Origin of the sequence: Blautia luti, assembly GCF_033096465.1 — a bacterium.
In the GTDB taxonomy this organism is placed as follows: Bacteria; Bacillota; Clostridia; order Lachnospirales; family Lachnospiraceae; genus Blautia_A; species Blautia_A luti.
The window spans coordinates 52,726-66,246 of sequence record NZ_AP028156.1 but is presented as its reverse complement, the minus strand read 5'-3'; the positions used below and the strand labels follow the sequence as shown (position 1 = coordinate 66,246).

9 protein-coding genes and 1 tRNA gene are annotated in these 13,521 nt (G+C 42.7%); 3 read left to right on the top strand and 7 right to left on the bottom strand.

Translation table 11 applies throughout. The features are described 5' to 3' along the window. Positions 1 to 424: 424 nt before the first annotated feature. Positions 425 to 1,531, bottom strand: coding sequence for an RNA-guided endonuclease TnpB family protein (locus R8695_RS00340; RefSeq protein WP_331669649.1), 1,107 nt, complete (start codon positions 1,529 to 1,531; stop codon positions 425 to 427). Between the two features lie 468 nt (positions 1,532 to 1,999). On the opposite strand from R8695_RS00340, the gene R8695_RS00330 reads away from it, so the two are divergent. Then, complete coding sequence (locus tag R8695_RS00330) at positions 2,000 to 2,341, top strand: helix-turn-helix transcriptional regulator (RefSeq protein ID WP_154781048.1); 342 nt, start codon at positions 2,000 to 2,002, stop codon at positions 2,339 to 2,341. A 172-nt stretch (positions 2,342 to 2,513) separates the two neighbouring features. On the opposite strand, the gene R8695_RS00325 is transcribed toward R8695_RS00330, so the two are convergent. Next, positions 2,514 to 2,585: transfer RNA gene (locus R8695_RS00325), tRNA-Gln, on the bottom strand. A 411-nt stretch (positions 2,586 to 2,996) separates the two neighbouring features. Here R8695_RS00325 and R8695_RS00320 point away from each other — a divergent pair. After that, positions 2,997 to 4,460, top strand: coding sequence for a nicotinate phosphoribosyltransferase (locus R8695_RS00320; RefSeq protein ID WP_154781047.1), 1,464 nt, complete (start codon positions 2,997 to 2,999; stop codon positions 4,458 to 4,460). 64 nt (positions 4,461 to 4,524) lie between these two features. Then, positions 4,525 to 5,097, top strand: coding sequence for a M15 family metallopeptidase (locus tag R8695_RS00315; protein WP_154781046.1), 573 nt, complete (start codon positions 4,525 to 4,527; stop codon positions 5,095 to 5,097). Here the strand turns inward: R8695_RS00315 and R8695_RS00310 are convergent. The 5 genes from R8695_RS00310 to R8695_RS00290 form a co-directional block, all read right to left on the bottom strand. Continuing rightward, the gene (locus R8695_RS00310) at positions 5,090 to 6,292 is read right to left on the bottom strand and encodes a metallophosphoesterase (RefSeq protein WP_154781045.1); all 1,203 of its coding nucleotides are present in this window, start codon (positions 6,290 to 6,292) and stop codon (positions 5,090 to 5,092) included. The two genes, R8695_RS00315 and R8695_RS00310, sit on opposite strands and share 8 nt — an antisense overlap. Positions 6,293 to 6,450: 158 nt before the next feature. Further along, positions 6,451 to 6,999 carry a stage V sporulation protein T gene (gene spoVT / locus R8695_RS00305; protein ID WP_118512275.1) on the bottom strand — a complete coding sequence of 183 codons (549 nt, stop codon included), beginning with the start codon at positions 6,997 to 6,999 and terminating at the stop codon, positions 6,451 to 6,453. A 186-nt stretch (positions 7,000 to 7,185) separates the two neighbouring features. After that, entirely contained in the window at positions 7,186 to 10,584 is a 3,399-nt protein-coding gene (locus R8695_RS00300) for a DEAD/DEAH box helicase (protein WP_154781044.1), read from the bottom strand. A gap of 96 nt (positions 10,585 to 10,680) precedes the next feature. Then, positions 10,681 to 12,705 carry a beta-galactosidase gene (locus R8695_RS00295; protein ID WP_154781043.1) on the bottom strand — a complete coding sequence of 675 codons (2,025 nt, stop codon included), beginning with the start codon at positions 12,703 to 12,705 and terminating at the stop codon, positions 10,681 to 10,683. A gap of 39 nt (positions 12,706 to 12,744) precedes the next feature. Beyond that, entirely contained in the window at positions 12,745 to 13,521 is a 777-nt protein-coding gene (locus tag R8695_RS00290) for a TraX family protein (protein ID WP_243139604.1), read from the bottom strand.

The window sequence follows — 13,521 nt, the reverse complement described above, 5'->3', positions numbered from 1 at the left end:
CCCTCATTTGTTCACATTATACATTCTGATTTACTCCCAGATTAATATCTCTTATTCTTCAAATTATAGATGAAATAGTATTTCTTGTATACCCCGCTTTTCTCTTTTGTATAGTCTTTACACACAAACAAAGAGCTGTCCTGAGACAGCCCTTTTAGTCACACGGTATTTACATTTCACTTTCGTTTAATATACTACAACTTCAGATAACTTTTTCCATTCTATTTCCGCTTCAGCTCCCTGAACATCTATTACTCTTTTGGAAAATGCATCTGGAGTATGTGACATGCTCTCGCCACTTAAATCTTACAGATTTTGAAGTGGGAGCTTCCTGCTCAATTGCCCTTCAGGGCAAAGCTAAAACAGGCTATCCCCGCGTGTCCCGCGGTTCTTTTTTATCCGGTTACAGATCTTTTCTGTGCTATTATGCACATTTTTTATATATTCTTTTTCCTTCTTTCAGAATATTGACCGCCGCATTCACATCCCGGTCCATCCGGTTTCCACATTCGCATAGGTATATCCGTTCTGATAATGCCAGCTCTTTCTTCTTATGTCCGCATTCGCTGCATATCTTACTGGATGCAAAATATCTGTCTACTTTTATCAGATACTTTCCGCGTTCTTCCAGCTTATATCCAAGCATGGAAAGGAACTGACCGTATCCGTTATCCTGTATCCCTTTTCCGAAATGCAGGCCTCCGGCTATCCCCTTCAGGTTCAGATCCTCCACACATACTGCGTCATAGTCTTCTGCAAGGCTGTGGCTGAGCTTATGCTGGAAATCTTTCCTCTGGTTCTTTATCTTTTCATGATATAAAGCAACCTTTTTCTTCTGTTTCTGATAGTTACGGCTGCCCTTTTCACATCTGGAAAGTTTTCTCTGTTCCCGGGCAAGTTTTTTCTCTGCATTCCGGTAAAACATGGGATATCCGGCTCTTTCACCGGTAGAAAATACACACATCCCATGCATGGCAAAATCCATCCCCAGGAATTTTTCCGCCTGTCTTTTCTCCGCTGTTTGGTTTTCACAGTCGAACAGCAGGCTGGCAAAATATTTTCCGGACGGTTCCCTGCTCACAGTCACTGATTTCAGCTTCCATCCCTCCGGGATCATACGGTGGAGTTTTATTTTTACCGGCTGCATCTTTGGCAGTTTCAGGAACCTGTCCTGCAGACAGATATTCCCATTTACCATATTCGTTGTATAGGATTTCCGCGAATGTTTTTTTGATTTATAATGCGGAAATCCCACTCCCGGTTCCCGGAAAAATTTCCGGAAAGCCCCTTCCAGATTTAACTGTACATTTGCCAGCGCAAGAGAATCTACCTCTTTCAGCCATGGATATTCTTTTTTATATCCGGCCGGCGTATTTTTCAGCATCTTTTTTTCTTCCTGATAATAGCGGATCTTATCCGCAAGCATCCTGTTATAGAGGAAACGACTGCAGCCGATTGTCTTCTCTATCTGGGTTATCTGTTCTTTATTTGGATAGATCCTTATTTTTACTGCCCGGTTTATCTTTCTCACCCTGACTCTCTATATACTGATGGATTGTTTCAACAGGTGCTATATTTCAAAGATTTCTTTTGTTCTCTCTGACATCTTATCGTCCAGCATCTTTCTGCCATATTTCATAACCAGAATCAAACCAAAACACTGAATGAAAATTATTATCTAAACTCATTATGTACACTCACTTCTTGCATATTTCGACCGTCCAATTTCCAAGAGCATATTGTTCTTTTTCTATTATAATATATTTATTGTGTCAGAACAAGTGTTTTGTTATTTTTTATAAATTTGAGCAGACATGCTCGAATGTGCAATTCATCCCATCACCTATAGAGGTGAGGGAATTCTTGCTACGGTTGTTAAAAAAATTCATCTTTCATCCTCCCTGTTGTATTTACAAGTTTAACTTGTAGAAATTATGCTACTGGCTTCTGTTTTATACAACTACAACTTATACAATATTTACAAAAGGAGTACAAAACTATGAACCGTATAAGAGAATTAAGAGAAGAGAAAAAGATTACTCAAATTCGTCTCAGTATTGAACTAGAAGTGTCTCAGGAAACAATCAGTGCTTATGAAATGGAAAAATATTTTCCCAGTATAAAATCACTTATCAAGCTTCGCCAGATATTTGGTGTTCCTATTGATTATATTCTGGGACTTTCTGATACCAGATGTGATTGTATTCAGAGTACAGATCTGAATCAGGATGAAATCTACACTATGTCCCTTTACAAAAATATGGATATTACAGGAAAAGAGCGTACCCAGGCATATATGGAAGGTTATCTGGCATGCCTGGAGAAAAAACATTCTTTATGAAAAAATGAGAGGAACACTTATTTCTAAGTGAATCCTCTCATTTCTTATTCCTGTCGCATTTTTTACACTGATAAAGGTGTTTTCATCTGTGCTACAATCTCTTTAAGTTTCTTCTTCTCTTCCGGTATTGTAGTAATAAAAAAGACACCTCATACCGAGGTGCCTCATGTAGCAGGGCTACAAGGATTCGAACCTTGAACTGACGGAGTCAGAGTCCGTTGCCTTACCGTTTGGCGATAGCCCTTTATGTTTTGTTTTCGCTACTTCGTTCGCGACAATTGGTATTATATAATAGTCTTCCGGAAAATGCAACCCCTTTTTTGAAATTTTTTTAATTTTTTTTATTTTTTTTCAAAAACGCGAAAATACCGCTTTTTCAGGGACTTTTTTATGTACTCCGGGTAAAATTATGCTATAATCAAGAAAACCTTGCTGCGTTCACTCAGGCTTTCACAAATCATTCTTTCGGGATGGCCACTGAACAGCAGCCCCAATTTATCAGTACTTCCGTTTTCCTCAACCTCATTATCTGAAGTGCTGACGCTCATTCCCACCTGCATACAAGAAGGCAGTTGGAATATTTTAATAATAAATTTTAATAATAATATGCTCTTTACAATGAGACATTATTATTAAGGAAAAAAGGAGAGCTACTATGAGAGCGAATAATCTTACTCTGCTCACAGACCTTTATGAGCTTACTATGATGCAGGGCTATTTTAAGAACCCCACCAACCAGACTGTTATTTTTGATATGTTCTACCGTACCAATCCATGTGGCGGCGCATTTGCTATCACTGCAGGTCTGGAACAGATGATTGAATATATCGAAAATCTTCATTTTACAGACGAAGATATCGAATATCTGGGAAGTCTGAATATTTTCGAAGATGATTTCCTGGAATATTTAAGAAACTTCGAATTCACAGGTGATATCTATGCAATTCCTGAGGGAACTGTTGTATTCCCAAGAGAACCACTTGTAAAAGTTGTTGCACCGATCATGGAAGCACAGCTTGTAGAAACTGCTATCCTGAACATCATCAACCACCAGAGTCTTATTGCCACTAAGGCAGCCCGTGTCTGCTACGCAGCAAAAGGTGACGCGATCATGGAATTCGGTCTTCGCCGTGCCCAGGGTCCAGATGCCGGTATCTTTGGTGCCCGTGCCGCAGTCATCGGCGGATGTGCCGGTACTTCCTGTGTTCTCACTGGCAAAATGTTTGACGTACCAGTCCTTGGAACTCACGCCCACAGCTGGATCATGAGCTTCCCGGATGAATATACCGCATTCAAGACCTATGCGAAACTTTATCCAGACGCATGCACCTTATTAGTAGATACCTACGATGTCCTGAAATCCGGTGTTCCGAATGCGATCCGTGTATTCGAAGAAATGCGCGAAGAGGGTATTCCACTTACCAAATACGGCATCCGTATTGACAGCGGTGACCTTGCTTATCTTTCCAAAGAAGCATACAAGATGCTTGCAGCTGCCGGATTTGATGATGCGATCATCTCCGCTTCCAGTGACCTGGATGAATATCTGATCGACAGCCTGAAAGCACAGGATGCAAAGATCAACTCCTGGGGTGTTGGAACAAGACTGATCACCTCTAATGATAATCCTGCATTCGGTGGTGTATACAAACTTGCTGCTGTTAAAGATGCCGACAGCACAGAATTCACACCTAAGATCAAACTTTCCGAAAACACCGAGAAAGTTACCAATCCAGGAAATAAAACCGTATATCGTCTCTACAGCAAGAAAACAGGCAAGATCAAAGCAGACCTTATCTGCCTCGCTGATGAGAAATTAGATGCAGATGAGAACATGGTTCTCTTTGACCCCATCGACACATGGAAAAAGACCAAGTTCCTTGGCGGAACTTATGAAGTACGTGAGCTTCTCGTTCCAGTTATCAAAAAGGGTAAACGTGTCTACGAATCTCCATCTGTTATGGAACTTCGCGACTACTGCCTGAAAGAACAGAATACTCTCTGGGATGAATCCAGACGTTTCGTAAATCCGCAGAAAGTCTATGTAGACCTGTCTCAGAAACTCTGGGAACTGAAGAAAGACCTGCTTGAAGAAATGAGCGAGAAATCTCTCGATTGATAAAATAATCCACATAAAAGCCTCCAATCCCTCATAAACATAAAAGGGAAAGGGGGCTTTTCTTATGAATCTGTATACCCGTCTGATCAACAAAGACCATCCTCTGCCGCCAGACTATGTTCCTGAAAATCTGACTGACATCGGAATTCCATTTGATGCACCCTGCGGAGATCCCAAACGGCTTCTGGAAATCCGCACTGCTCATGCAGCACTCACGCTGATACAGGCAGCGCAGAAAGAATCTCTGATCATTACCGGAATCTCCGGCTACCGCTCCTACAAACGCCAGCAGCAGCTTTCCACCGGAAATCCTTATGTTGCATCTCCAGGCACCAGCGAGCACCAGAGTGGCCTTGCACTGGATGTCTCATGTCCGTCGATCCAATATCAGCTCATCCCGGAATTTGCCGAAACACCAGAGGGAAAATGGCTCAAACGAAACGCTTCTCTCTACGGTTTTATTATCCGCTATCCTGCAAACAAAGAACCCATCACCGGCATCCCCTGGGAACCCTGGCATATCCGTTATGTAACCCGTCCACTTGCCGGATGCCTCGCACTGACAGGACTTACTCTCGAAGAATACTACTCTACCTTTGGCGCTCCTTTGCAAAATCCGGAACCAGAAATTACTTAAAATGCATCATAATATCACAAATTTCGCTTTTCGTGCCAACACGCATGTTTGGTCCGAAAAGCCCTACACCGGAGGTAACAATGCTGTGCATATCACCCTTTTTCAGATATCCACACGCATTCTCCCACATCAGCTTAATCGTAAGATTTCCCAGAAACAACTGCCCGTCATGGGTATGTCCACACAAGTCCGCATCTACCCCTGCATCTGCCAGCTCCTGCAATTCTCCAGGTTCATGATCGATCACCAGCACTGGCAGTGACAGATCCATATCTGCTGTAATCTCCTGCGCACTCTTTCTCTCATCAATCCCGCGTCCCGGTCTCTCATAATCTGGTCTTCCATATAAGTAGAAAGAATCATCGATCAATACATACTCATCTCTCAGAAGTGTAATTCCTGCCTTTTCCAGAAACTCATCCATTTTCACGGAACTCTCTTTCTTCTCCTTTCCGCCAAAGGTGAATCCCGCCAGGATCTTCTCCTGAATATCATGATTTCCATAACATGCATACACACCATATTTAGACTGAATCCCTCTCAGAATCTCCGCCAACCTGTCCGGATCTTCCAGTGCCTCATATTCGTTGTCAAAAATATCTCCGGCAACCACGACCAGATCAGGATCCTGTGCATTGATCTTCTCCACCATCTGCTCCATCTGCCGGCAGCCAATGTTATATCCCAGATGAAGATCTGCAATCAGCACCACATTCAGCGAATCCAGTTTCCCGGCTTTCTTATCAATAGAAATATCATACTTTGTCGTCTGTATATTTCCCGCATTGATCACTCCATAAATACTGACCATCGTAATGATTACCGCACAGATTATACCCACAACAGCAGTCCCCACATTTCCGAAAAGCAGCGTTCTTCCCGGAAAATTTAGGTTCTTCAGCGGATATTTCAACAACAGTCTCAGCACATCTGCGATTCCCACAGTCATGATTGTATACATCAGCACTCCAAGCCAGTAATTACTCAGAAGCTTCATAAATCTCCGAAATCCCGAAGCCGGTGCCATAAACGCGATCAGAATACTGAAGACAACAAACAGATAGATAAGTCCGATCCCTCTGCACACCCACACATTCTGAAAAACAGCATGCAGCACCTGTATCCAGTGCAAACCTCTCAAAAGAATATAAACACACACCAGCAGATAAACCGGTGCCAGATATATTGCTACCATATAATACTTTCTCCTTATTAATATCCCTTATAAAATCAGGCAGATATCCACAACCTGTTCATAACTTAACTTCCATTATACAAAAAAGAATCCCCAGTTGCCACCATTTGCTCCTGAAGATTCTCTTAATTTATTATAAAAATTTACTTGCCAGCCTTCTACTGCTCCATCTGCCGTCCCAGAAAGCCGCTGGCCGTCCTGATGAGCATTTTCTCCGATTCACCCATCACATCTCTCTCATTTTTTCCCAGCAGAAGCACCGAACCAACCGCATCCCCTGCACTGATGATCGGCTGCATGATCTGTGAATACAGCGGTTCCCTCTGCTCCTGCGTCACCGGGATCCTGTTTCTGTCATTTCCATTGGCAAATACAGAACCTCTCTCGGAAATCGTTTCTTCTAATGCCTTGCTGATGGGTTTTCCCATATATTCCCGGCTTCCCTGGCCAGCAGCCGCCACTACCTGATCATGATCTGTGATACATGCCACCATCCCGCTGGACTGCGCCAGAGCTTCTGCATATTCTTTGGCAAAAATATTCAGTTCTCCGATAGGTGAGTATTTTTTCAGAATGATCTCTCCCTCCCGGTCTGTAAAAATTTCCAGCGGAGTTCCTTCTTTTATCCGTAATGTTCTTCTGATTTCCTTAGGAATGACCACACGTCCCAGGTCATCAATACGCCGAACGATCCCTGTAGCTTTCATACACTTTTCTTCCTCCTGTTTTTCTTTTTATCGAAGTTTACTGTCTTTGTACCTTTTAGTTTCCATATCATGTGTTGTATGGTTATTATGTGGAAAAACAGGGAGAATATACATCTTTATATTTACAAAAAATGTCAATCCTGCGGATCTTCGCACTTCGCTACGCGGTTTTACGCCAAATAAATGCTATTTGCCGGAAAGCAATTCCATCAGTTCCTCTCTGGTAAGACTGCTGCCATTGAGTCCTTCTCCTTCCAGAATCTGATCCGCCAGCTCACGCTTCTTTTCCTGCAGCTTCATGATATTTTCCTCGATGGTATCTTTCACAATCAGCTTATACACATTCACTACATTCTTCTGCCCGATCCTGTGTGCTCTGTCTGTAGCCTGATTTTGTACTGCCAGATTCCACCACGGATCAAAATGGATCACAATATCCGCCGCAGTCAGATTCAGCCCGGTTCCTCCTGCTTTCAGGGAAATACAGAATACCTGGGTATCATCATTATTAAAACTTTCCACCATCTGTGCACGCTTCTCTTTGCTTGTAGCGCCGGTCAGCATATAATAGCTGATTTTCTCTTCTTCAAGACGATTCGCAAGGTGGTCAAGCATCGTTGTAAACTGGGAAAACAGCAGAATCTTATGTCCGCTCGCCACTGCATTGCAGATCATATTCAGACACATCTCTGTCTTCGCAGAATCAGCTTTATAATCTGCGAAAACCAGTGATGGATCACAACAAATCTGGCGCAGTTTGGTCAGCTCTGCCAGAATTGTAATCTTTGAAGTCTTAAATTCTTCTTCCGACTGTTTATCCAACATCAGCATCATACGCTTTACATGTGCATCATAAAGCTTCTGCTGTTCTCCTGTAAGCTGTACAAACATATTCTCTTCCAGCTTATCAGGCAGATCCGTAAGCACTTCTTTTTTCAGTCTTCGAAGCACAAACGGCCGAATCATCTTCTGCAGACGTTTCATGGCATCTTCATCAGAATTCTGAACTGCCGGAATTTCTACCTCCTCACGGAACTTCTTATAACTGTAAAGAAAACCTGGCATCAGATAATCAAATATGCTCCATAACTCACTCAGACGATTCTCCACCGGAGTTCCCGTAAGCGCCAGTTTAAATTCTGCCTGAACCTCTTTTACGGCTTTCGCAGCCTGGGTATTGGCATTCTTGATATACTGAGCTTCATCTATAATTTCACACTGGAACTGATACTTTTCATATTCACTGATGTCTCTCTTCAGCAGATCATACGAAGTCAGAAGAATATCCTCCGTCCCAGCTTCAGTCAGCACCATTCTCCTCTCTGCCGCAGTTCCCGTTACCATCCTCACTGTCAGTTCTGGTGCAAAGCGTTGAATTTCACTGCTCCAATTATAAACCAACGATGCAGGAGCTATAATTAATGTATTTCTTTGCAGTTTTCCAGTTTGTCCATTCATCGCCTCATCGATATCAGCTTCCTGCACCTCTGCTGTCTCAGATTTAGTTTCACTCTGTACATTTAACACTGTAGCTTCTTTTAATGTTATGTTTTCAATATCAGTATTCTTTCTTTCCAGAAATTCTGACAGCAGAAACGCAATCACCTGCAGCGTTTTTCCCAGTCCCATATCATCCGCAAGTATTCCGCCAAATCCATTATGCCTCAACGTCTTGATCCACAGAAATCCCCTCTTCTGGTACTCCCGCAAAACCTTATCCAGACTCTCCGGCACTTCAAAGTCATTATCCTCAACGGTTTTCATATTTCTTACCAGGGACTTGAAAGATTTATCCTTCACCGCCGAAACAACCGGATTCTCTTTTAACTGTGCATCCAGATACAACGCACGGTATTTCTGTACTTCGATCCTGTCCTGTTTCATCTGCTTATCAGTCAGCTGAAGTCCTGTTCTGAGTTCTTCAACCGTATCCAGACCTGAATCTGCAGCATTTACAAAAGCCCCATTTTTCAGACGATAAAACTTTTTCTTCTTATTATATCTGGAAAGAATGTCGATCAGGTCTTCCCTTGACATATCCCCTGCTGTCATACTCAGCTCCAGCAGATTTCCACTTAAAGAAACCCCAACTGTAATTTTCGGTGAATTTCTTACCTCAATTCGCTTCAATGCATCGGAAATAAATACCTCACCTACTGCCTGCAGCGCTGGAATTCCTTCTGTCAGAAACTCATATTCCGCTTCTTCATCATCAGCAATTACTGCACACTGTTCAAATGGATGAAATGCATTGGAATATTTATGGATCACATTTCTGACCACTGTCTCTTTATTCATATCTCGAATGGCAATATCGTCTGTAGTATACAATGAAAACTCTCTATCCCCATACCTGACTGTGGCACCACATGTAATCATATTTTCCTGCGGTGCATCCAGATAAAACTGGAATTCAGGTTTTATCATTCCATAATTCTCCGGATCAAATTCAACCATCCTGCATTTAAAGAACTTCTGGATTACCGGTAAAAGTTCCTGGCAAAACGCCGGTACATCTTTATTTTCTATAAAAGCTGTTTCCCCTGATATGAGAGATAAAATGTCCAGGAAATCCTTAACCGGCAGAAGTTCTTCCATATTTTCAATATAAATCTTTTTATCAAAAAAACAGATTCTATATTGATTGGTTCGTGCTGCACAGATAAATTTGCTTACCTTCAGTTCAATGCCTTGCTTCACACCTGTTATGGTTATTTTTCTTGGCAAATGTTCTCTGGTTACTTCCCATGTTTTATTTCTGGTTCCTACAGACTCTCCCTGCAATATTCTGCCTTCCATAAGAAGGAGAAATTCTGCCAGTTCATTCCCTGCCAGATCCAGATGCCGTACTTTTTCCAGACTTCCCATATAGTATCCATAATAAGAAGATGATCTGTGAAACTGCCTGTTATTATCTGCCCATTTGCAGATAAATTTCGCCAGGGGTTTGGATTCTTCATCAAAAGATTCTATGGTATGAACAAACTGAAGATTTTTCCCATATTTGTAATCGGTCTGATCGGACATATTATTATCAAAAGAAAATGCATCTTTCAACACATACATCTTGTTGGTTCCGATTTTAAACTCTACTGTAAATGTCCTTCCATCGAAATCAAAATACGGCTCCAGTCTTACCTTTCCATAGGTGCTTCCCTGGATAAGCGGAAGAGATTTCGCAACTGCCTGCTTCTGCAGAAGCTGTGCAAGTTCAGGTGTAGTGTGCATGGTGATGCCCTTTTTTACACCTTTTAACTGATTCAGTTTTTGGGGATCCACCTGCTGCCTTGCAGCATATTCGTTATATTCCAGAAGAACAGCTACACAGTGCTTACAGATTCCATCATACTCTCCATATGCAGGACACTCACAATAAATATTGTCTATCTGATTATCTTCTTTATCTACAGAAACATCTACCTCATAGATATTTCTTCCGCTTCCCTTTACAGAAGCTACAACCTCATCATAGCTCCCGAAATCCTGCACATCCATATCCAGCACTTTACCATCCAGGTAAATATCCAGACCCCTGGCATAGGATGCAGCACCTGACATATATTTTATCTGTGTTTTCGAAATCATATCATTTACATCTCCTGAGCAAAAAAGAACCCCTCCACCAGGCAGTATCAATCTCTGCTTAAAGTGAAGGGATTTCCTCATCCATCGCTATTTATTTTACACGATAACTTTCGCAACTGCAAGACCATAAACATTAAGTTTATCGCTTCCATTGCCATAGATCCAGTTTACCTCTCCCTCCGGTACAGGAAGTTTTACAGCCTCTGTTCCGAAGTTCTGGTAAATATAGTATTTCACGTTTCTGTTCTCTCTCACTGTGATCTCCAGCGCATCCGGGATCTCTTCTTTGATTCCACAGGAAACGCCGCTGTCTTTCAGTACTTTCTCCAGGAAGTCTCCGTAGAATTCTTTGTCCGCATCTGCTGCCACATACCATGCCTTGCCTTTGCCATATTCATTGACAGTCAGGCAGGAATAGCCTTCATAGAAATCACTTCCATAAGTCATTAAAGTACGTGCTCCCCTAAGCTCTACAAGATCACACAGATACTTACATGTATAAGTCTTATCCAAACCAAGTTCATTACCCTCTACAGGTACGAAAGAATTCTCTTCCCAGTCATAAAGACCATCGATCTCAGCACTTCTGATTCCCAGTACATCCATCAGACCATGTGGAGTTCCTTCCAGATAGCATCTGTCTGTATCATCCGCAATTCCTGACCAGTAGCTGGTGATCAGCACGCCGCCATTCTCCACAAATGCACAAACTTTTTCTGCGAAACCTTCCTTGAACATATAAACCATCGGCAGCGCCAGCACTTTATATTTGTCCAGTTCACAGGTCATATCGATGAGATCCACATTCACGCCCTGCTTACGGAAGCCTCTGTAGAATTTCAGCATTGCTTCCAGGTAATGAAGTCCTTTGTTCCTTGGTCCCTGGCTGTCTTCCATTGCCCACTGGCTGTCCCAGTCGTAGATCATGGCCACCTGGCTGCTCATAGTTGTTCCAGCCAGTTCCTGTAACTCTTTCAGGGTTGCTCCAACCTTGGAAACCTCTTTAAATACTCTGGTGTCATTCCCGCCATAATGGTCGATCACTGCTCCATGAAATTTCTCAGAAGCACCTCTGCTCTGGCGGATCTGGAAATACAGAGAACCTTCTCCGCCATGTGCAATCGCCTGCATGGACTGTGCGAAAAGCATTCCAGGTTTCTTCAGCTTGCTGACACTCTGCCAGTTGGTAGAAGTCGGACAGGATTCCATCTGGAAGAATGGTTTGCCCTTCAGGGAACGCATCAGGTCGTGGCACATACCATTATCATAGGCAGTATCGATCACAGCCTCTTTATGCCATGTAGGATAAGTATCCCAGGAAACTACATCGATCTCTTTCGCGATCTTAAAGTAATCCAGACCTCCGAAATAATGCATCAGGTTTGCAGTTGTTGGAAGTGTACTGCCACCCTCTCTCAGTGCAGCAATCTCATGATGAATGAAATCTGCTGTCTGATGAGTAACAAATCGTTTCCAGTCCAGATTCAGTGCATGAAGCTGTGTCTCACCAATCTTAGATGGACTCTCAATCTGGTCGAAACTGTTATAAGTGTGACTCCAGAACGTTGTGCACCACTTGTCATTCAGGTTCTCGATGGTCTGGTATTTCACCTTCAGCCAGCCCCTGAATGCTTCCTGACAAAGGGGACAGTGACATTCTCCGCCGTACTCATTGGAAATGTGCCACAGGATCACACCTGGATGTGTGGCAACTTCCTGAGCCAGTTTCTTGTTGATGATATGTACCTTCTCTCTGTAAACAGGAGAAGTATAACAATGATTATGTCTGAATCCGAACAGCGCTCTGTGACGTGTCTCATCTACACGGAGCACTTCCGGATATTTGTCTGCCATCCATTTCGGTCTGGCACCTGAAGGTGTAGCCAGGATCGTAGAGATTCCTCTCTTATAAAGTTTATCAATGATCTCCTGCAGCCATCCGAAGTTAAAAACTCCCTCTTCCGGTTCCAGTGTAGACCAGGAAAAAATACCCAGGCTTACCACATTACATCCGGATTCCTCCAGCATATCAATATCCTTTTCCAGAATATCCGGTCTTTTTAACCACTGTTCAGGATTGTAGTCGCCGCCGTGGAGCAGCTTGTCCGTTCTAAAGTCCATACTTGTTCTCCTCTTAATTCGCTATCTTCGTTTTAGTCTTTACAGAACATATTTCGCAATTACTCCAAGCACCAGCAGATGCACTGGATAAAAAGCATAATAAACATATTTATTAATGCGGTCTTTTCGTTCACCGTTGTAACACCAGATCCCATAGAAAGACAGGGGACCTGTTATATACATGAGGCTGATGATACAGCCAAGTACTGTTTTCAAAATATTCTGTGTATAAAACACATAAAATACTGCTGTCAAAAGCACCATACATAATCCATATTCCGCTCTGAACAGACTTACCCAGACCACAGCAGCCAGCACAATCAGCATTCTGACCAGCCCTCCTGTAAATCCGGAACCATCCTTGAAGATGTCCAGACATTTCAGCATGATCAGACAGATACTCATGGTAACCATCGCATTCTGGCTTGACCAGTCCATAATTTTCCCGCCCACTGCCAGGTCATAAGGAATCTCACTGATCACCGCAGTCAATACCATCAGAAGCAGATACTTCTTATAATCAGAAGTATTCCGAAAGCCTTCTACCAGCAGAAATGTAAATACGGGAATCGCCATCCCGCCGATAAGCTGCATGATAGAACCGATTCCCGCAAGTGTCATCAAACGGGAATCCTGGGCCATCGCCTGATTCAGACTGTCCTGTGTATATTGATCCAGATGGATCAGTCCTTTTTCAATAACAGCAATTCCGATTGTCTGGATCAGCATGGCAATACATGCAAACATCTTCAGCCCATCAGCTGTGATATCCGGAGTTTTCCAGACGATTCCTCTTCTTCCCGTTGTCATATTCAT

Excerpts from the sequence above, each read along its gene's own strand:
- R8695_RS00330 (WP_154781048.1), top strand. The coding sequence starts at position 2,000 with ATGAACCGTATAAGAGAATTAAGAGAAGAGAAAAAGATTACTCAAATT.
- R8695_RS00320 (WP_154781047.1), top strand. The coding sequence starts at position 2,997 with ATGAGAGCGAATAATCTTACTCTGCTCACAGACCTTTATGAGCTTACT.
- R8695_RS00315 (WP_154781046.1), top strand. The coding sequence starts at position 4,525 with ATGAATCTGTATACCCGTCTGATCAACAAAGACCATCCTCTGCCGCCA.
- R8695_RS00310 (WP_154781045.1), bottom strand. The coding sequence starts at position 6,292 with ATGGTAGCAATATATCTGGCACCGGTTTATCTGCTGGTGTGTGTTTAT.
- spoVT (WP_118512275.1), bottom strand. The coding sequence starts at position 6,999 with ATGAAAGCTACAGGGATCGTTCGGCGTATTGATGACCTGGGACGTGTG.
- R8695_RS00300 (WP_154781044.1), bottom strand. The coding sequence starts at position 10,584 with ATGATTTCGAAAACACAGATAAAATATATGTCAGGTGCTGCATCCTAT.
- R8695_RS00295 (WP_154781043.1), bottom strand. The coding sequence starts at position 12,705 with ATGGACTTTAGAACGGACAAGCTGCTCCACGGCGGCGACTACAATCCT.
- R8695_RS00290 (WP_243139604.1), bottom strand. The coding sequence starts at position 13,521 with ATGAATATGACAACGGGAAGAAGAGGAATCGTCTGGAAAACTCCGGAT.